This is a genomic window from Acinetobacter sp. YH12142, assembly GCF_013418435.1.
Classification (GTDB): domain Bacteria; phylum Pseudomonadota; class Gammaproteobacteria; order Pseudomonadales; family Moraxellaceae; genus Acinetobacter; species Acinetobacter amyesii.
This window is the reverse complement of record NZ_VPCB01000010.1, coordinates 112,901-133,249: the sequence shown is the minus strand read 5'-3', so window position 1 is coordinate 133,249 and position 20,349 is coordinate 112,901. Positions and strand designations below refer to the sequence as shown.

The 20,349-nt window shown below is 41.6% G+C and carries 21 protein-coding genes; 7 read left to right on the top strand and 14 right to left on the bottom strand.

Features of this window, described 5'->3' with window-relative positions; translation table 11 throughout:
• Positions 1-38: 38 nt before the first annotated feature.
• Together FTU77_RS10320 and dnaJ are read left to right on the top strand one after the other, a co-directional pair.
• A complete protein-coding gene (locus FTU77_RS10320) occupies positions 39-416 on the top strand; it encodes a hypothetical protein (protein WP_078194105.1) in 378 nt (125 codons plus the stop codon).
• A 106-nt stretch (positions 417-522) separates the two neighbouring features.
• Positions 523-1,641, top strand: coding sequence for a molecular chaperone DnaJ (gene dnaJ, locus FTU77_RS10315; RefSeq protein ID WP_111885156.1), 1,119 nt, complete (start codon positions 523-525; stop codon positions 1,639-1,641).
• 84 nt (positions 1,642-1,725) lie between these two features.
• Here dnaJ and FTU77_RS10310 read toward each other — a convergent pair whose 3' ends face one another.
• Complete coding sequence (locus tag FTU77_RS10310; protein ID WP_180055730.1) at positions 1,726-3,369, bottom strand: PglL family O-oligosaccharyltransferase; 1,644 nt, start codon at positions 3,367-3,369, stop codon at positions 1,726-1,728.
• Between the two features lie 198 nt (positions 3,370-3,567).
• Here FTU77_RS10310 and dapB point away from each other — a divergent pair, with 198 nt between their 5' ends.
• Positions 3,568-4,389 (top strand): 4-hydroxy-tetrahydrodipicolinate reductase, encoded by an 822-nt coding sequence (dapB, locus tag FTU77_RS10305; RefSeq protein WP_078194102.1) that lies wholly within the window; start codon positions 3,568-3,570, stop codon positions 4,387-4,389.
• A gap of 58 nt (positions 4,390-4,447) precedes the next feature.
• On the top strand, positions 4,448-5,092 hold the full coding sequence (locus tag FTU77_RS10300; protein WP_180026211.1) for an START domain-containing protein: 645 nt from the start codon (positions 4,448-4,450) through the stop codon (positions 5,090-5,092).
• A 32-nt stretch (positions 5,093-5,124) separates the two neighbouring features.
• Here FTU77_RS10300 and FTU77_RS10295 read toward each other — a convergent pair whose 3' ends face one another.
• The gene (locus tag FTU77_RS10295; protein ID WP_257223623.1) at positions 5,125-5,553 is read right to left on the bottom strand and encodes a hypothetical protein; all 429 of its coding nucleotides are present in this window, start codon (positions 5,551-5,553) and stop codon (positions 5,125-5,127) included.
• Positions 5,554-5,660: 107 nt separating this feature from the next.
• Here FTU77_RS10295 and FTU77_RS10290 point away from each other — a divergent pair, with 107 nt between their 5' ends.
• Positions 5,661-7,097 carry a PLP-dependent aminotransferase family protein gene (locus FTU77_RS10290; RefSeq protein WP_180026210.1) on the top strand — a complete coding sequence of 479 codons (1,437 nt, stop codon included), beginning with the start codon at positions 5,661-5,663 and terminating at the stop codon, positions 7,095-7,097.
• 71 nt (positions 7,098-7,168) lie between these two features.
• On the opposite strand, the gene FTU77_RS10285 is transcribed toward FTU77_RS10290, so the two are convergent.
• From FTU77_RS10285 to FTU77_RS10230, 12 genes are all read right to left on the bottom strand, one after another.
• Positions 7,169-8,191, bottom strand: coding sequence for an NAD(P)-dependent alcohol dehydrogenase (locus tag FTU77_RS10285; RefSeq protein WP_180055729.1), 1,023 nt, complete (start codon positions 8,189-8,191; stop codon positions 7,169-7,171).
• Positions 8,192-8,216: 25 nt separating this feature from the next.
• Positions 8,217-8,786 (bottom strand): DNA-3-methyladenine glycosylase I, encoded by a 570-nt coding sequence (locus FTU77_RS10280; RefSeq protein WP_180042052.1) that lies wholly within the window; start codon positions 8,784-8,786, stop codon positions 8,217-8,219.
• Positions 8,787-8,805: 19 nt separating this feature from the next.
• Positions 8,806-9,051 (bottom strand): hypothetical protein, encoded by a 246-nt coding sequence (locus tag FTU77_RS10275; protein WP_078191630.1) that lies wholly within the window; start codon positions 9,049-9,051, stop codon positions 8,806-8,808.
• Positions 9,052-9,066: 15 nt separating this feature from the next.
• Positions 9,067-9,594: a M23 family metallopeptidase gene (locus FTU77_RS10270; RefSeq protein ID WP_180055738.1), complete on the bottom strand. Its 528-nt coding sequence runs from the start codon at positions 9,592-9,594 to the stop codon at positions 9,067-9,069.
• 67 nt (positions 9,595-9,661) lie between these two features.
• On the bottom strand, positions 9,662-10,708 hold the full coding sequence (mutY, locus tag FTU77_RS10265) for an A/G-specific adenine glycosylase (protein ID WP_180055728.1): 1,047 nt from the start codon (positions 10,706-10,708) through the stop codon (positions 9,662-9,664).
• Between the two features lie 155 nt (positions 10,709-10,863).
• Positions 10,864-11,223, bottom strand: coding sequence for an HIT family protein (locus FTU77_RS10260; protein WP_078191628.1), 360 nt, complete (start codon positions 11,221-11,223; stop codon positions 10,864-10,866).
• Between the two features lie 51 nt (positions 11,224-11,274).
• On the bottom strand, positions 11,275-12,015 hold the full coding sequence (locus FTU77_RS10255) for a dienelactone hydrolase family protein (RefSeq protein WP_180011067.1): 741 nt from the start codon (positions 12,013-12,015) through the stop codon (positions 11,275-11,277).
• 193 nt (positions 12,016-12,208) lie between these two features.
• On the bottom strand, positions 12,209-12,901 hold the full coding sequence (locus FTU77_RS10250) for an FKBP-type peptidyl-prolyl cis-trans isomerase (protein WP_180055727.1): 693 nt from the start codon (positions 12,899-12,901) through the stop codon (positions 12,209-12,211).
• A 54-nt stretch (positions 12,902-12,955) separates the two neighbouring features.
• Positions 12,956-13,669: an FKBP-type peptidyl-prolyl cis-trans isomerase gene (locus tag FTU77_RS10245; protein WP_078191625.1), complete on the bottom strand. Its 714-nt coding sequence runs from the start codon at positions 13,667-13,669 to the stop codon at positions 12,956-12,958.
• Between the two features lie 246 nt (positions 13,670-13,915).
• A complete protein-coding gene (locus FTU77_RS10240) occupies positions 13,916-16,105 on the bottom strand; it encodes a polysaccharide biosynthesis tyrosine autokinase (protein ID WP_180055737.1) in 2,190 nt (729 codons plus the stop codon).
• Positions 16,106-16,118: 13 nt separating this feature from the next.
• A complete protein-coding gene (locus tag FTU77_RS10235; RefSeq protein ID WP_168379443.1) occupies positions 16,119-16,547 on the bottom strand; it encodes a low molecular weight protein-tyrosine-phosphatase in 429 nt (142 codons plus the stop codon).
• Positions 16,547-17,623, bottom strand: coding sequence for a polysaccharide biosynthesis/export family protein (locus FTU77_RS10230; RefSeq protein WP_218947290.1), 1,077 nt, complete (start codon positions 17,621-17,623; stop codon positions 16,547-16,549). The genes FTU77_RS10235 and FTU77_RS10230 overlap by 1 nt, the downstream gene beginning before the upstream one ends.
• Before the next feature lie 404 nt (positions 17,624-18,027).
• Here FTU77_RS10230 and tviB point away from each other — a divergent pair, with 404 nt between their 5' ends.
• Positions 18,028-19,305 (top strand): Vi polysaccharide biosynthesis UDP-N-acetylglucosamine C-6 dehydrogenase TviB, encoded by a 1,278-nt coding sequence (tviB, locus tag FTU77_RS10225; RefSeq protein ID WP_180055726.1) that lies wholly within the window; start codon positions 18,028-18,030, stop codon positions 19,303-19,305.
• Between the two features lie 15 nt (positions 19,306-19,320).
• Complete coding sequence (locus FTU77_RS10220) at positions 19,321-20,343, top strand: NAD-dependent epimerase/dehydratase family protein (RefSeq protein ID WP_180055725.1); 1,023 nt, start codon at positions 19,321-19,323, stop codon at positions 20,341-20,343.
• Positions 20,344-20,349: the final 6 nt, after the last annotated feature.

Sequence of the window (20,349 nt, the reverse complement as noted above, 5' to 3'; positions counted from 1 at the left end):
CAGCGCGGCATATTGTGGTGTACGGGGTTGAATCACAGATGACAGCAGAGAGTTTAGCTAAGTATCGCCGTTATGTTGCGATTTCTTATGTCTTCATGTTTTTCGCTTTATTTACCCTGATTAGTGGTGTATTTGCCTACGGCTTTGCACGCAAAGTCACTCAAATCGATTCTGCAGAAGTTTGGCTACAAGCCCAAGCGCTTTGGGTCATGCGCACCGTCGTGATTTATTCCATGATGGCCATTTTTGCCGCACTGTGGTTTATTCCTTTATTTTTCTATTATTGGGACACCTATCTTTGGGTGACTGCATGCACGGTAATTGGTGTGGTCTTTGCTGCGATTGCCTTTTTGTATTTATTAAATGCATGGATCCAAGGTCTATCCAAATTCGTTAAAAATAAGGCTGTTTTCTAAGTCGATTTATTTTTTTCCTGCCTACCCCTTGAAAAAATGGTTTGATTCCCCAATTTCAGACCACAGTTAAGTATTAAATTAAATTCCGTGAGGAGCATCGCCAGACATGGCTAAACGTGATTATTATGAGGTTTTAGGTGTATCTAAAACCGCAAGTGATGATGAAATTAAAAAAGCCTACCGTAAGTTGGCGATGAAGTATCACCCTGACCGTAATCCAGATAACCCAGAAGCTGAAGAAAAATTCAAAGAAGCTGCAGAAGCATATGAAGTTTTATCGGACAGCGAAAAACGTAGTATGTATGACCGTATGGGACATCAAGCTTTTGAAGGCGGCATGGGCGGCGGCGGTGGCTTCGGTGGCGGTTTTAGCGCAGAAGATATCTTTAGTCAGTTTGGTGACATATTCGGTGGCGCATTTGGCGGTGGTGGCCGTGGTGGTCAGCAACGTGCACGCCGTGGTTCAGACTTACGCTATGTTATGGAGCTTACCCTTGAGGAAGCTGTAAAAGGCGTGAAAAAAACCATTACCTTTACTGCGCCAGCGCCATGTGATGCCTGTGATGGTAAAGGATCTAAAAATCCAAACGACGTCGAAACCTGTAAAACTTGTCATGGTGCCGGTCAAGTGCGTATGCAACAGGGCTTCTTCTCTGTGCAGCAAACCTGTAGCACATGTCGTGGTCAAGGTAAAATTATTAAGAACCCATGTAATAAATGTCATGGTTCAGGGGTTTCTGACCGTCAGCAAACTTTAGAAGTGACCATTCCTGCAGGTGTGGATAATGGCGACCGCGTACGTTTAAGTGGCAAAGGCGAGGCGATCCGTGATGGCCAAGCAGGCGACTTATATGTAGAAGTGGTGGTACGTGAACACGAAATCTTCCAACGTGATGGCGCTGACCTGTATATGGATGTGCCTGTAAGCATTGCGGATGCTGCATTGGGTAAAGAAATTCAAATTCCGACTCTCGATGGTCGTGTGAGCTTGAAAGTGCCTGAAGGAACTCAAACTGGCAAATTATTCCGCTTACGTGGTAAAGGTGTGAAGCCTGTACGTACCAGCATGACAGGTGATTTACTCTGCCGTATCGTGGTGGAAACGCCAGTAAATTTAACGGCTCGTCAACGTGAGTTGTTAAAAGAGTTACAAGACACGATGGATGGCGATGACAATAAATCATCTCCGAAGAAAAAATCATTCTTCGACCGTTTGTTTGATTAATTGAAATGATTTGCTTGAGTTCGCTGTGATGTGAACTTAGCTATAAAAAAGCCTGCATAATTGCAGGCTTTTTTATTGAGCGTTTTAAGGTTTCGGCTGTGCTGTAGGCGGTAATAAACTCTCATAGCTCATGTCGAGCCTATAGATATTTTTAAGACGTTGTAGCTGATGACGTGCTTCAGCCTCATGACCATTAAATGCCAATAAACGTGCATATTTAATGATGTGATATTTCGCAGGGTAGCTGCGAACCAATTTTTCAGTATCCTGAATGGTTTGTTCAGAAACGATGGAATACGGATTTAAACGAATAATCGCCACCCGATGTCTAAATTCCGTCAGCAAATAGATCGGCTCATGGTTGGTGATTTTCTCTGGCGTTTTTTCATATTTTGATGCCTGACCCAGCTGAATCGCTGCATTGGCATAATCGCGATAAATCACCGTAATCAGCACGGCGCCAATCACGAAAACAATGCGGATAAACCACGGAGACAGACTCAATGTAGCCGTCTGTGATTTCGCTGCTTGAAGAATGCCGATAATAAAACCCGCAGGCAGTAAGAAGTATGCGTAGTTTTGCGGAAACTCCAACATGGCATGAATAACGAAGACACCGACCATCAATAGGCCAATCACAGATAATGCAGACTTGGCTAACTTCTGTAATTGGATGCCCCAATAAGCGAAATAGGCCAAGAACGGCACACCAATAATGGCGCCATTCCACAATAAGAAATCCAAAATAAAGTTGTGTGAGCTACGAATCCATACAGGCCCTTGTACCGTGTCCGAGATCGAGACAAACGCGCTACTGGTTTGATGCCAACCATAGCCAAACCAAGGCTGTGCAGCTACGGCATGCGCCATTTGTTGCCAAATGGCTAAACGAGACATATCTCCACTAGCACGTTCGGCTACGTCACGACTTTCTTGAATATTCATGTCGGATATTTGGCTCATGATTTGACTTAATTTTGGCATCAATACAATCAGTGCCACAAAGCCCATAAACCAGGCCAAGCTGTAAAACCAGCGAAGACGGATATAATCTTTGTTCTGTGCATAAGCCAAATAGACTAGGACACAGATACTTGCCACCCAAGAGGTGCGAGATTGGCTGAGCGCGACCCCAATTAAAATAGGAATTGCACAAGCGACCAAATAGCGGGTTTTAACTTTTTGCTGTTCATAAACATATAAGCAGGCTAACAAGGACATGAGCAGAAACGTGGCCATGTTATTTGGCTGAGCAAAGTTTGCAAATGGGCGCGTAGTTCCACTAACTTTCATCACAAAAGGAAGAAACGAGTCGAAATCTAACCACTGACATATTGCGATGAGCCCCGTCATGACCCCAGAAGCAACAAAGGTATAGCTCAGGTATAGGAAAGTTCTTTCGCGTTTTTCCGTACCTTGCGAGAGGCTAAAACCAAGATTGATACACAGCCAAAAGCTGAATACAAACAGCATACAGAGCAAGGCGATACTAAAATAATACACCTGCCCAAAAGCCAATTGGACGAACGGAATCAACGCTAAGAGCAACAGGGGCAAGGAAATTTTTGCCACTATGAGCTTTTCTTTAAAGAACGTTGCCGCTAAGGCAAACAGGGCAAAGAAGGTATAAAGCTCACCGGTATACGTGGCCCAAGGTCGGTAATGAATCGGAATCAGCCATGCCAGTGCAATACAGACTGCCGCACAAAGATACAATAGGGTTTTCATGAATATTCAAGATCAATAGAACGCGCCTATCATACCGTGAAAATGCCTAAACTTGGTGAGGGAATAGTCAGCGTCTGTCGAAGAGCTTGATTTGCAAAAGTCCTTCGGAAAATGCAGGATTTTTTTGTTTGTAACTTAGCCTGCGCATGGAGTTTTGATATAGTAAGACCAATTTCGAATCAACATTAGGAAAATGTTATGTCAGCAGCTCCACGTATTGGTATCTTGGGCGCAGGCGGTCGTATGGGACGCATCTTAATTCAGGCGGTTCAGCAAGCTGGTTATCAATTGGCTGCTGCGGTAGAACGTCCTGAAAGTAGCTTAGTCGGTGCGGATGCCGGTGAACTTGCAGGGATTGGCGCGGTTGGCGTAAAGGTTGTCGGTAACCTAGCTGAAGTTTTAAAAGATTGTGATGTCGTGATCGACTTTACTGCACCTGCAGCAACGGCACAGCATCTTAAACTTTGCCGTGAAGCAGGCGTTGCGATTGTCATTGGTACCACAGGTATGAATGATGAGCAAAAAGCTTATCTCGATGAAACAGCAACAGAAACCCCAGTGGTCTATGCAGCGAACTATTCTGTCGGTGTAAACGTTTCAATCAAACTTCTTGAATTGGCATCAAAAGTATTTGGCGATACTGTAGATATTGAAGTGATTGAAGCCCATCATCGTCATAAAGTTGATGCACCATCAGGTACAGCGCTAATGTGGGGCGAAGCCATTGCCGGTGCTTTAGGACGTGACTTAAAACAAGATGCTGTGTATTGCCGTGAAGGGCATACGGGTCCACGTGAACGTCAAACCATTGGCTTCCAAACGATTCGTGGTGGTGACATTGTTGGTGAACATACTGCGATGTTTATTGCGGATGGCGAACGTGTTGAAATTACCCATAAAGCAACCAACCGTATGAACTTTGCCTCTGGTGCAGTACGTGCAGCTGCATGGGTAGTTGGTCGTGAAGCACGTAAGTACGATATGAAAGATGTACTGGGTTTTAACGATATTGACGTATAAAAGCGCGTTAAAATCCGTTATAACAACAGCATAAAATTAAAATAAGACGATCAATGGAATGAAAAAAGTCATCTTTATGGCCTGTGCTGTCGCATTCACTGCGGCAGTACAAGCGAAAACTATGGATAATGCCAAACTCACGATTAATAAAAATAATATTAAAGTTTGGACCTACCAAAATGCTCAAAATCCTGTCTTTCAATACAAAGCTGAAACCAGTTTTGATGTGCCCATCGAAAAAGCGGTTACCCTGATTTTAGATGTGGAAAATGCAGTGAATTGGGTCCCTTATATGGGCAGTGTCAAAGTCTTATCCCGCGATGACCAGAAAGGTGAATTCAGTTTATATATGGTGTTGGATTTTCCTTTTCCCTTAAAAGACCGTGATTTGGTGGTACAAGGCAAAATGCGTAAAGATGCACAGGGCATTATTAGCATCCAAAATAAAGCGGTGAAAAAAGGTTATCCGATCAATCCCAATTATGTACGCCTAACCGACTATGAGGGCGATTGGACCTTCCAGCGTTTAGGCAATCAAAAGGTCAAAGTTTCGACCTATGGCTACGCCAATCCGGAAGGTTCCATTCCGCTCAGTTTCGTGAATATGTTTGTGCAGCAACAGCCTTATCAAATGCTACAAAAAATGAAAGTGCAGTTGGGTAAAAGCAAAACTGCAACGGCATTTCCCGAAATTTTAAAATAAGCAGCAGTAATGATTTAGTTCAATATGAACGATCAATGACTTTGCATCTCAGGCAGGCGAAAAGCAGTCAACTGCTGCATGTGCTGTGCTTCTGGAAGTTCGATACTGAGTAAGGTCTGTTCTGGAAATTGATGCGGATGTAGCTTGATTTGAAATTGCCGCGCGGTCATTTGTTCACAGGCAAAGCGAAGTTTGGCTTGCTGCGGCATGATATTCATGCCGTTTTCAGATTTGGATTTATAAATATATAGCTGCTGATGTAACCCGCCGCTGGTGATCGGTTGGATCTGCTCAAGTTCATATTGCGTCAGTTTTTGGGCACTCAAAAAACCTTGAATTAAAGATTTACAGATAAAATTTTGCTGGCTTTGAGCTTGAGTGTGCTGTTCGGGTTGGCACGCCATAAGCGTGAGTGTGCTGAAGATGATTAGACCCGCTCGAAACTGTGTGAAGTCATTCATTTAATTGTCCCCCTATCGTTATTTTTGAGATATCAACCTGATGCCATCAGCTTAAATCTGTTAACTTAATGGGTACAGATACAAGAATGATTAAAAAAAGGGTACAGATGGCTTTTCAATATCAGCAGCTTGCGCAGCAGTTGGCACAGAAAATTTATAGTGGTGAATTGGCCGCAGGGCAGCGACTGTATGCGCTACGTCAATTTTCACAGCAGCATCAGATCAGTTTAAATACCGCGAAACGCTGCTATGAATTACTTGAAGCCAAAGGCCTCATTTATGTCAAAGAAAAGTCTGGTTATTTTGTGCAATCCTCACAGAAAGCCCAGCAAATTGCCGTGCCGAATCATCCTGATTTTGATTCCCAACCTCGTGAAATTTCGAATTTAGAATTGCAAATTCAGATCCATGAAGCATCTGCAAATAGTCGCCTGATTCATTTGGGTTCAATTCAGTTGTCCCCCAATTTTGTTCCTGTTGAAGCAATCAGACGTTCAATCCAAAGGGCATTAAAGCATTGTAAACCAGAAGATTTTTTATATAACAATCGGCAAGGTCATCCACAATTGCGTGAAGCTTTGTCGGCACATTGGGCTGAAGATGGTTTTTACATGCCTAAGGATGATATTTACATCAGCAATGGTTGTATGCCTGCTTTGTCAGTGATGTTGCAAAATCTGAGTGCGGAAGGGGAGAGTGTCATTGTTCCGACGCCGAACTATAACGGGCAATTGCAATTATTGGCTTTATTAAAGCGGAAAATTGTTGAAATTCCTGCCAATACGGAAGGTTTTGATTTAGATCGTTTAGAGCAGGCGATGCGGGATTCAGGCGCGAAAGTATGCTTATTGACTGCAAATTTTCAAAATCCTTTGGGTTTTTGTTTAAGTAATGAAGATAAGGAACGAATTGCACAACTGGCTGAAAAATATCAATGTTATGTGATTGAAGATGATATTTATGCGGAGTGTAGTTTCAATGCAAAGCGACCATTGCCTATCAAATATTGGGATCGGGCGGGCTATGTGATCTATTGTGCGTCGATTTCAAAATCTTTGTCGCCTTCTTATCGGGTGGGGTGGTTTTGTCTTCCACCACATTTGCAACATTTGCGTCCCAAATTACTTTTGCAAAATGATTCGGTGAATACGCCTTTGCAGTTAGGACTTGCAGATTTGATTTTTAGTCGTGCTTATCGCCAACATCTTGCTGAATTGCGTCCTAAATTAATGGGGCAAGTCGAGCAGTATCGTCAGTATATTTACGATGCTTTTCAAGGGGTTGATATCCGTCTAAATCGGCCTCAAGGCAGTTATGCACTGTGGTTGCAGATGCCTGAACAAATAGACAGTTTGGCGCTGTATTACCATGCGCAAAAACATGGCATCAACATTGTGCCAGGTTTAATTTTTGGTGAGGACAATCGTTATAACAACTGTATTCGTCTAAATGCCGGGCATGAGTTGTCTGTAGATATTCAGCAGGCCATTTTGTTGCTTGCAGATTGGGTGCGTAAGGAATGCAGAAACACAAATGTCATCTAGATTAATGAGTCCATAAAGCATACAAAAAAAAGCCTGCATGCAGCAGGCTTTTTGGGCTTAGATTTTTGCCGTTAAAAATCAGCTTTCAACACGATACGATAACGCACGTTTCCTGAATGCAAACGTTCAATCGCTTCATTCACCTGAGACATTGGATACATTTCAATTTGAGGTGCAATATTTTGACGTGCGGCGAATCGAAGTAATTCACGCAGTGCTGCAGGAGAGCCTGTTGATGAGCCAGTGACAGATTTAGCACCACTGATCAGCATACCTGCGGGGATTTGCATTGGCTCAAGTGCTAGGCCGAGCATGTGAACGCTTCCATTCGGTGCCAAAGTTGAAAGATAGGCTTGCCAATCCAACGTCACATTGACCGTGCTTAAAATTAAATTGAACTTACCACGTTGTGCTTTAATCGCGGCAAGATCACGACTATTCACCACATGGTCAGCCCCCATAGCTTTAAGTTCATCGGTTTTATCTAAGTTTGAGCTGAATGCGGTAATTTCACAGCCCCAAGCTTTGAGCAGTTTAATCGCCATATGACCTAAACCACCAATGCCGATCACGGCAACATGGTGAATGGCCTGAATTTGGTGCTGTAAAATGGGATCAAATACCGTAATCCCGCCGCAGAGCAGAGGACCAGCACTGGTTGGATCAAGATCATCTGGAAGCGGAATAACCCATTGCCAGCCAGCACGGACTTTGTCGGCAAAGCCACCTGCATGACCGACGATTGTCGCTGTCTTGGTTCCAGTACATTGCACTTGGCGACCATCGATACATGGGTCACAGTGTTGACAACTTTCTGCTGTCCAGCCTATGCCCACACGTTGTCCGATTTTCAGTCCTTTGGCTTCGCTGCCGAGTTGGGTAATGGTTCCAATCACTTCATGCCCTGGGACCACAGGATAAACCGAAGATTTCCAATCATTTTGGATAATAGAAATATCTGAGTGACAAAGACCGCAATACTCGACTTTGACTTCAACCTGATGGGCTTGTAATTCACCTGCATCAAATTGGTAGGGAACAAGGGCTTCACCACTGTTCATTGCTGCATAGGCTTGAATTGTATTGTCACTCATTATTCTATCCTTTCTGTTTTTGAGGTCATTCTGCGTGCGTGTATTTAAAGTCACAGTGATTTTCATGATCATTGACCATGCCGATAGCTTGCATCAGAGCATAGCAAGTCGTTGGGCCGACAAATTTAAAGCCATGCTTTTTTAATGCTTTGGACATGGCCTGACTTTGAGCGGTTTGTGCAGGGGCGCTGCGATATTCAACTACATCATTATTGGCAATTTGACCTTCGACAAAATTCCAAAGAAATTCCACTGGATGAATCCCTTGGGCTTTTAACTGTTGCCATGCTTTGGCATTATCACGAATGGCAGTGAGTTTGCCGATATGGCGAATCAAACCTGAATCTTGTAATTTTTCTTGTAATTGTAGGTCACTCAACGCTGCGATTTCGGCAATGGGATATTGAAAAAAATGTTGCTGATAGCAGGCCCGCTTTTTCAGCACAGTGATCCAAGACAGCCCCGCTTGTTGTCCTTCAAGACATAGCATTTCAAAGAGATGCTGCTCATCAAAACTAGGTTTAGCCCACTCAGTGTCGTGGTAGGCAATATACAAAGGATCTTCGGAGCACCAAGCACAGCGTTGTATCGTCATGTTGAATGCTCCTTTTGACTTAAATTTTAAAGACAGTCCATTGATCGTTTTTATTGTCCCAATACAACAGTTCCGCTTGATCGAGATCGGCAAATTGAATCCATACATCTTTACCTGATTTGTCTGCGTAGCCGGTGCTGATGAGTAATGCTTCTTCAGTGATCTCCATGATCCAGCCCTGATAAGACTGTCCATTGAGGCTGATTTTTTGTTGATTACCAGATTCTGCAAATTCCACCAGACGATTGATCAACGCTTCTGACATGTATGTTTCCTAAAATTAACGTAAATACGGATAGGGGTTAACGGCATTGCGACCTTTACCACCCAAGTAAATGCCGTAATGCAAATGTGGTGCAGTATGTCGAGCATTGCCAGTATTACCTACATAGCCAATGACATCACCTTTTTTGACATAGTCGCCGACGTTTAAGCCACGTTTATGACCATCAAGATGCGCATAATAATGCCAAGAACCTGCGGGCCCCATAATCCATATCACTTTACCACCCAAATTGTTATTACGTAAGTCAGCAACTAAACCTTCTGTAGCACTGAGGACTTTTGTTCCACGTGGAACAATAATATCAATGCCTTCGTGGCTTCGTCCTTGGCTACGCGCTGCGCCCCAAGTATCCTTGAGCGCACTTCGTTTGACTTGATGAACAGGAACAGGCAATTGATTGGATAAACGCATGTTTTGTAATTTTTTCACTTCATGAGCAGGCAATGTACTGTCTGATGGTTTGGGTGGAGTCGACGTACAGGCGCTGAGTAAAAGCAAAATAAAACCAATACCGCCGAACAACCCTTTGCGAAGCTGAAAAAATCCTTGAGTCACATTTGTCCCTATTCAATTGATGAGCAGTTCAAAACTATGGCATAGAATGGCTTTCGAGTTCTAGCGTAGAAATAAGTTTTTTCATGGCGGTTGGAATACCGAGTGCAGTGGCTTGTATCGGGGTATACCACTGTGCGTTGCATTCAATGGCTAAATGCTCTTTTTGATCGGCAGCAACGGTAAATACAGTAGCTTCTAAAAGCCAAGTGAAGTGGGTAAAGCTATGTGATATCTGCACTTGAGTGGTGGTAGGTTTCAGTCCAAGTTGCTGAGTGTAGGATTGAAACTCATGGGGTTGATCAAAAATAGGTAAACACCACAGACCGCCCCATAGACCGCTATTCGGACGTTGTATCCACAGCCATTCTCCTGCAGATTGAATCAGCATGACTTGAGCCTCTCTCACTGGAACAGGCTTTTTAGGCTTTTTATAAGGTAATTCAGTTTCTAAACCCTGAGCATGTGCTTTGCAGTGCTGTTGCATGGGACAATATAAACAGAGCGGCTTTTTCGGCGTGCATACCGTTGCACCCAGATCCATAATCGCTTGGGTATAATCGTGGTTGCGTTCAGTGGGGCAGAGCTCTGTCGCCAGTTGCCACATGGCCCGTTCATGTACAGGTTTCGATAAATCATCTTCTATAGCAAAGAAACGAGACAATACTCGCTTGACGTTGCCGTCCATAATCACGCCATATTGTCTTAAACCCAAAGACATCAGCGCACCCGCAGTAGACGGGCCGATGCCCGGTAGCTCCATCCACTGCTCAAGATTGCTTGGAAAATGTCCCTGACGTGCAACAATACCCGCGGCTTTGTGTAAGTTCCGAGCCCGTGCATAGTAGCCTAAGCCAGCCCAATAGGGCGCCACATCATCCCAAGAGGCATGGCCTAAATCTTCAACAGTCGGAAACCGTTGAATAAATCGATCAAAATATTGTAGGACAGTTTTGACTTGGGTTTGTTGCAGCATAATTTCTGAAACCCACACTTTGTAAGGGTCATCCTTCACTTGCCACGGTAAGTCATGACGACCATGGACATCAAACCAGTCGAGAAGGGCATCAGAAAAGTTAAACATGCAATACAGTCAAAATTGAAAAAACCTGCCTAGTATACATCTTTCAATAGTCATTCTTTTTGTTCAAAACGAAAACTGTATATCAGGGGAAATGCAAAAATAGTGGCCATCAAAAAAGGAGCCGAAGCTCCTTAGTGAGTGTGAATTTTTAAAGTTTAGCTTTTAAAGCCCCAGCGGGTATCGAGCGCCAATGTTTGGTTTTCATAACGTGGAATAATGTGAATATGCACATGTTCAGTGGCTTCGCCAAAAACTTGTCCATCATTAAACCCAATATGAAAGCCAGTAGGTTGATAGCGTAAATTTAATTCATTACGCGCTTGTTCAAGTAAGGACATTAAACTTTTACGTTCTTTATCAGTAATTTCAAAAAATGAACCAACATGACGTAGCGGGACAATGACAGCATGCCCTTTAGACAGTGTATGTGGTTCAGGAAGTACAACACCAAAATCATTTTTTGCAATCACGTCATATTCGTCAAAATTGCAATATGGACAATTGAGTTCTGTCATTGTGCTCTCCTCATTTTTATAAATTAAATATTGGTATTGGTTCTTAGCGCTTTAAGAACTAAGCTGGCGTGCTAACAAAGCATACATGGCCGCTAAGCTTTGTTGTTCTGCAGCAGCGTTATAAGCTAAATCTACGCCGTTTGCTTTGGCGCGTTCATCCGCCATCGGGTTGCTAAAGCCATGTTTTGCACCTTCAAAAATATTGATTTGATACTGCACTTGGGCAGCATCCATTTCATTTCTAAAGGTTGCAACATCATCTAAGCTCACCATCGAGTCGAGCTCACCATGTTGCACTAAAATCTCTGCTTGGACTTGTCCTGTTTGTGCAGGAGTCGCTGTAGCAAGTGTTGCATGGAAGGTCACCACAGCTTTTAATGCAGCACCTGAACGAGCTAAATCCAGCACGACTTTTCCGCCATAGCAAAAGCCTATAGCTGCGAGTTTATCTGCATTTACTTCTTTTTGCTGTGCCAAAGTGTTTAATGCAGCAGACGCACGGGTCACAATGGTGTCGGCATGATCAAAAGTTTGCATCATCCATTCATAAGCTTGCTTGGCATCTGTAGTGACTTTTTTGTCACCATACATATCCAAAGCGAAAGCAGCATAGCCTTGTTCAGCCAATTCGCGCGCACGTTGTTCGGTATATTCATTGCGTCCCCACCATTCAGGGGCAACTAACACACCTGCGACCGCAGTGTCTGACTCTGGTGCGGCAAAATAGCCAAAAAGTTGAGTTCCATCAGCTGCTGTATATTGAATTTCGCGAGTCTTAATTTTAACGGTCATGGTCAAATCCTTATGTGCGGCTACGCAGTTGATGAAGATATAAGATAAAGGGAAATGAGTTTTTGTGAAATAAATATAAGATATCAATGTGAATTTTAAGTCAAATCAATCAAAAAAATTGTAAAAGAAAATAATGGAACGATGAAATATTGAGGAGCACCGAGATTTGTCGATGCTCCTGAAGGGAGTATTGTTATTTCGGGAGAACTTCAATGAGCTCTACATCAAAAATCAGCGTGCTGTTTGGCTCAATGACGTCTGCTGAACCAATTTGACCATAGCCTAAATTTGCAGGAATGAAGAAGCGATATTTTGCACCTTCTTTCATCAACTGTAGACCTTCCGTCCAACCCTGAATGACTTGACTCACTTGGAACATCGCAGGTTGGTTACGTGCAATTGAACTATCAAAAACAGTGCCATCAATTAAGCGCCCTTCATAGTTAACTTTCACTGTTGAATTGGCTTTGGGTGACTTACCTTTGCCGGCTTGAATGACTTGATACTGCAGGCCAGATTTCGTGACCTGAATACCTGGTTTTTTGGCATTTTCAGCAAGGAAAGCTGAACCAATGGTGGCATTCGCATCCGCTTTTTGCTTCAGTTCAATCAGTTGTTTCGCTTCGGTTTGCTTTTTATATTGGGTTAAGGCACGGGTCATTTCTTCATCTGTTAATGACGAAGCTTGACCTTTAGATGCTGCCTTTAAACCTGCAACAAATGCATCAATATCTAAATCCTTAATGGATTCAGCATTACTGCGTCCCATTAAATAACCAAAACTATAACCGACTTGTTCTGCAGCACTACTTTTATTACTGACATCTTTGGCAAATACAGTGCTTGAGCAGAGTGCCAAACACAACATACTGATCTGTAATTTCATGACCGAGTCTCAAAATAAAGCAGGAGAGCGAAAAGCTCTCCTGTACCGGTTTTATTATTTAACTTCAATGAGTTCTACATCAAAAATTAAAGTACTGTTCGGTGGAATCGTTCCTGGAACACCTTGAGCACCATAACCTAGGTTTGAAGGAATATACAAAGTGGCTTTGCCGCCTTCTTTCATTAACTGTAGACCTTCAGTCCAACCTGGAATTACTTGGTTCAATGGGAATTCAATTGGCTCGCCGCGCTGTACTGAACTATCAAATACTGTGCCATCTACTAACTTACCTGTGTAGTGAACTTTAACAACTGATGTGGCTTGCGGTTGTTTCCCTGTACCTTCTTTCGTTGTTAGGTACTGTAAACCAGAAGCAGTGGTTTTAACCCCAGCTTTACTTTTGTTTTCTGTTAAGAAATTATCGCTGCTACTTTGTGCTTGCTTATTGCTTTCGAGCTGCTTGTTTTGCATTTCTTGCTGGAACTCAGCATATGCTTTTTGTAATTCTTCTTCAGTATATGCAGGTTTTGCACGAGCATGACCCGCACGAACGCCAGTGACAAAGCTATCAATATCTAATTCTGGAGGCGTTTGATGGGCAACTTCATAACCAAGTGCATAACTGATTTTAGCGACAGCAGAAGCATTTGCAGCTGGTTGAGTTGATGTTGCTGATTGCGTAGCAGGTGTTTTAGTTGCATAGTAAACAGGAACAAGTGCGGCACCGCCGAGTAATACAGCGACAGCGATAGGTAGGGCCTTACTCATATATTTTCCCACAATTATTTTATATGTAAAAAGTTGCTGAAATTCTAGCAGACTTTTCCTGTTCAGCGCTTACCTATCTCTATGATCAGGTAAGGTGCAGGAAAGATCATCATAGTCATGTTCTTATTTTTATACTATAACGGTATGAATATATAAAACATTTTTTATACAGAATGATGCATGCAACATAAATTTCGAAAATAAAAAAAGCCACCGTATTCGGTGGCTTTTTTGAATAGGCTTGAATTAGTCTTGGTCTTTTGAAGCTTTATAACCATAAGAATAGTTATAGCCATAACCATAACCAGCTGAGCTACGTTGAATGTCGTTTAGAATAATACCATTGACCTTCACACCCACTTGTTCAAAGCGGTTCACGGTTAACTCTAATTCTTTCAACTGAGTTTTGGCATAACGAGCAATCACCAGATTCACGCCAGCAAATTGCGAAATAATGATACCGTCTGTCACTGCAAGTACAGGAGGGGTATCAATGATCACATGATCGAACATCGGTGAAATCAAATCTAAGAATTCTTTGAATTTACCAGAACTTAAAAGCTCAGATGGATTAGAAGGGCTTTTACCACGAGTAATCACACTCAAATTTGGAATTTCAGTGGTTTTAATGATGCTTTCTAGATCACGCTGGCCATTTAAATACTCAGAAAGACCTGGTTGGTTGTCATGATTGAAGTATTTATTTAAATAACCACGACGTAAATCGGCATCAATAATTAAAACACGTTTATCGCTTTGCGCAAGAATCGTAGCTAAGTTGGTTGAAATAAACGATTTACCAACTTCTGGTGCTGGCCCCGAAATCATGATCAGGTTATTTTTTGCAGATGTCAGTGCAAAGTGAATGGCAGTACGCATACTGCGCAGGCTTTCAATTGCAATATCATCGCTATTTTTAACGGCAAGAACAGGAATTGTTTTCTTCTTCTTCAAGAGTTTAATACGGCTTTCTTGAACAGGCGAACGTGGCACAGTGGCATAAACCGGAAGATCCAAATTATTTTCAATTTCTGAAGAATCTTTAATTCCTGAGCGAAGCATATTGCGAACAAGAGCAATTAATACACCAATAAAGCCACCGACAAATAGCGAGAGTATAAGGACAATTAACTTTTTAGGTTTAATAGGTTCAATTGGCTCTACTGCAGTATCAACGATGCGGACATTACCAATTTCACCAGCTTTCGCAATACGAAGCTGTTGGTAAGAATTCAACAACGCTGTATAAAGTTGTTGTTTTACTTCAACTTCACGATAGAGTTGTAAATAACGGCGCTGTAAGTCTGGTAATTTTTTTAAGGTGGTATTCAGTTCACCAATTTTGCTATTGATTGCACCCAATTGAGCATTCATTTGTTGCATCACAGGATGTTCACTGGTGTACTTTGCAGAAGCTTCAGCAACTTTTTGCTCTAATTCAGCTTTTTGAGTTTCAAGAGTGACGCTTTGAGTTAAATATAGCTCAGATTCTTTAGTGACATCGACAGTATTAAACTCTTGACGGAATTTGTTAAATTCACGTTCTGCGACATCAAGCTGTTGTTTCAATTCAGGGAGTTGTTCATCCAAGAATTTTAAAGTTTGTGCACTTTCAGCTGAACTGCGTTCAATATTTTGCTGGCTATAGGCTGCTAAAATTGAATTGAGTACTTGGGTAATATGTTCTTTATCTTGACCCTGATAATTTAATCCAAGGACACCGGTCATTTTCCCTTTTTCAGCAACCGAAAAATTCTCTAAAATATTATCAACTGCAGCAGGTAAAGATTGCTTTTGAATTAGGTAGTGATCTTTTAACTTGTCGCGGGTAAAAATCGAAATATCCCACGATCCATCAGTGGTATGTAATGAATTCGCTTGATTGAGCTTCGCAGTCAGAATTTTTTCTTCAGTTTCGGTATCTATCAGTGTAATGAGATTATCTTCGAAGCTTAAACTGAGGTCTTTATCACGATATACGTTAGGCACATTAAATTGACGGACTTCAAAACTTTTTTCATCGTCTTTAAAAGTTACTGATTTATTTTTATATTCTGTGACATATTCATGTGGAGAAAATAGGCGATCAATAAATGAATTCTCTGTACCCGAAACTTTAAGATCAAGATGCAAATTTTGAATCACAGTACCTAGAACTAAGCGTGATTTAAGAATCTCAATTTCTGTTTGGGCAGGTTGTTTTTGATCAATCATGCTTGATAGATCACCCAAGAGTGCTGCTGAAGTTCCTTTACTTTCCTCAACCTGTACCAGTGCATTTACTGCGTAGGTATCAGGCGTGGTTCTTAAATAAAGCAGGGCACAAACGAGACTTAAAATTACACATAAAGCAATTAACTTCCATTGTGCAATCAGAGAGAAAAATAATTCTTTTAAATCAATTGTATCTTCTGTATTGGTATTTTGGCTCATAATCGTACATCAAAAGTTAAATATGTTTAGTCCAATCCGCAACGCAAGACTGGATCAATTGTGAAGTTTGGTCAAAAAAGGCCTGATCATGCTGGTATGGATCGGGAACATTTTTACCTTGCCAATGACCTAAACGAAAAGTCTTTCCCTTTGCAAATGGCCATGTCTGTTCAATATGCTTTTGTTGATTTGAACTCATGACCAAAATTAAATCTGATTTTTTGATCAGTTCAGCATTTAATTTTTGGGCAATATGTCCACTCATATCGATGCCAATTTTTTGCATACAGTATTGAGCTTTTTCATCTGCTGCATGTCCAATCATACCTGAGATTCCCGCTGAATAAATATTCAGATCGGGATGAGCTTTTTTTAGGAGATATTCTGCCATAGGGCTTCGGCAAATATTACCTACACAGACCACCAAAATATTTTTAAATAACATTATTGGCCCAATCTGTCCATGTTATAGATCATATTTGAGAAAGGAATCACTTGATTGATTACACGCTGCCAGCGAGCTAAACCAGATGCATCAACATAGACAATATCATTGCTGCGCATTTTGAACTGGTTAGCGAGCCCAAAGTCACCGATACTGGTTAAATCTAAATGGTAAATTTCAGTCATCGGGCTATTTACATCGCTACGCACTACGTAGATTTTACCTCGACTTGCTGAAAGTGAGTTAATACCTAGACTTTCCCCCAGGACATCACTGAGGCTCATGCCTTGTTCACGCATTGGTAACGATTGGTTTTTGCCAGACTCTCCCATCACATAAATTTTTTGGTTTTCACGTGAGTTGACATAAATTGTGTCATTCGGTTTGATGAGTAAGTTGTGTAAAGAATATCCAGCTTTTTCAAGTTCAATACTATTGAGTACATAACTTTGACCATTTCTAACTAAGGTTAAAGATGCATTGTCACCAAATTGACTGTTTACTCCGCCCGCCATACCTAAAGCAGTATAAATACTTGTCGGCTGATCGGTTAGATTAAACTGACCACCTTTCATTACATTACCTTGAACCGAAAAACGTTGTCCTTGGTAGGAAAGTACGCGAACAATCACATCTGGGGTTTTTAAGTAACGAGCAAGTTGGCTGCGTAATTCCTGATTGACTTGTGTCAGCGATTTTCCTGCAGCTTTATATCGGCCAATAATTGGAAATTGGATATAGCCACTTTGATCAATTTGATAGCCATTAGAAATAATGGCATCTTGATTGTTAATTGTATTTGTGGGTGGTGTAATTTCAGGGTATGCCCATAAATAAATAGATAAAATATCACCTGAGTTTAGGCGATAACTTTTTTGTTGTTGATTGAATAGATGGGCAAAATTTTGCTGATTTACTTGGGCGGGTTGAACAGCAACTAAATTTTCTTGAGTTAGTTTAATAACATTGACTGTCGAGCCTAAATCAGTCTGAAATGTGCCTTCTTTAGGAAGGTCATAGGTTTGTAAGCCTGAAGTAATGGCACAACCCGTCATACTTAGACTCAAAGCTAACATACAGCTATAACGATAGTAACTCACTCGAATACAAATCCTATTTATAAAATATTTGAATCATTGAATTGAAATACGGGTTTAAGTACCCAAATTACTCATTTTAGAATGTTAAGTTTATACTATTCACCTTGTAGAATATAGTTTTACATTTGTTTTAAATCGTAAGTTTAATCAACACTTGTATGGATGAATATCTTTTTAAAGATCTAGTTGTTATTTGAATTTTTTTAAATATGCAATGTTGGTTTTATAGGGTGAATTGTTTAATACTATAAATATTTTTGATTAAAATTACAGTCGTCATAGAACATCATTACACAATCGAAATTTGATTTTCTGATATAATTTAGCGCTATTTACAACATAACGATGATTGATGATTCATCGATGACATAGGCTTCAGTATGTTACAACTCTCCGAATTAAAAATTGCCATAATCGGATTAGGTTATGTCGGTTTACCGCTAGCTGTTGAGTTTGGAAAAAAAGTTCCCGTGGTGGGCTTTGATATTCATCAGAAGCGTATTGATGAATTGCGTAGCGGACGTGATCATACCTTAGAAGTTTCTCCTGAAGAGTTAGCACAGTCGGCTCAGTTAAGTTACAGCGCAAATTTAGAAGACTTAAAGGACTGTAATTTTTTTATTGTTACTGTTCCAACCCCGATTGATGAATATAAACAACCAGATTTAACCCCATTGGTGAAAGCTTCAGAAAGCATTGCAAAAGTGTTGAAAAAAGGTGATGTGGTTGTCTATGAGTCAACGGTTTATCCTGGCGCAACGGAAGAAGTTTGTATTCCTGTTTTAGAGAAGAACTCAGGTTTAACATTCAATCAGGATTTTTATGCAGGCTATAGCCCTGAGCGTATTAACCCGGGTGATAAACTGCACCGTGTGACCAATATTTTAAAAATTACTTCGGGTTCAACACCAGAAGTTGCTGATTATGTTGATGCAGTTTATAACCTGATTATTGAGGCAGGCACACATAAAGCAGCCAGCATTAAGGTTGCAGAAGCAGCCAAGGTGATTGAAAACACCCAGCGTGATGTGAATATAGCTTTAATTAATGAATTGGCGTTGATTTTCAATAAAATGGGCATTGATACTGAAGCGGTGCTGCAAGCAGCAGGTACGAAATGGAATTTCTTACCCTTCCGTCCGGGTCTTGTGGGCGGTCACTGTATCGGGGTTGACCCGTACTACCTAACCCATAAAGCGCAAGCGATTGGCTATAACCCAGAAATTATTTTGGCAGGCCGCCGTTTAAATGATGGCATGGGCGCATATGTGGTCACTCAGTTGGTGAAAGCCATGCTGAAAAAACGCATTCAAGTAGAAGATGCCAAAGTCCTCATTTTAGGCTTAAGCTTTAAAGAAAATTGCCCAGATATCCGCAATACCCGCATCATTGATATTGTGAAAGAACTGAAAGAATATCATATCGATGCCGATGTCTATGACCCTTGGGTGGATGCGACTGAGGCAGAACATGAGTACGGTATTAGCCCTGTGCGGGCGCTGGAAAATGGCAAATATGATGCAGTAATTTTAGCGGTTGCACATGAACAGTTTAAAGCCATGGGTGCAGATGCGATCCGTGCTTTGGGTAAATCTGAGCATGTATTATATGACTTGAAATACGTGTTATCTCAAGCTGAATCTGATCTTCGTTTGTAAGAGGGCCATACCAAAATGAATCAATATCAACAGGTATGTGAAAACCTTAAAACAGCGCCTAAAACATGGCTGGTCACAGGTGTTGCGGGCTTTATTGGCTCGAATCTTCTCGAAACATTGCTCAAGCTGAATCAAACCGTAGTGGGTTTAGATAACTTTGCCACAGGGCATCAGCATAATTTGGATGAAGTGCAAAGCTTAGTCACTGCTGAACAATGGGCAAAATTTAGTTTTATTGAAGGCGATATTCGCCAATTTGCCGACTGCCAAAAAGCCTGTGTTGGCGTGGATTATGTCTTGCATGAAGCTGCTTTAGGTTCTGTACCGCGTTCGATTGCCGATCCGATCACCACCAATGACACCAATATCAGTGGTTTCTTAAATATGCTCACTGCTGCGCGTGATGCGGGGGTTGCCAGCTTTACATACGCAGCCAGCAGTTCGACTTATGGTGATCATCCTGCATTGCCAAAAGTTGAAGAAAACATTGGTAATCCATTGTCACCGTATGCCGTGACCAAGTACGTCAATGAGCTATATGCAGATGTTTTTGCACGTAGCTACGGTTTTAAAGCGATTGGTTTACGCTATTTTAATGTCTTTGGTCAGCGTCAAGATCCAAATGGTGCTTATGCCGCCGTGATTCCGAAATGGACGGCATCGATGATCGCTGGTGAAGATGTCTTCATCAATGGTGATGGTGAAACCAGTCGTGATTTCTGTTTTATTGATAATACGGTTCAAGCCAATATTTTAGCGGCGACAGCATCGGATGAAGCGAAAAACCAAGTGTATAACGTGGCTGTGGGTGACCGTACTACGTTGAATGAGTTATATCGTGCCATTCAGGTGGCACTTGCTGAAAATGCGGTGAACTTTGAGCGCGATCCTGTGTACCGTGATTTCCGAGCTGGTGATGTACGTCATTCACAAGCCAGCATTGCCAAAATTGAGCAAGGCTTGGGTTATGCACCGCAGTTCAAAATTGCCGAAGGCATTCAACTGGCGATGCGTTGGTACGTAAACAACTTAAAATGATATTGA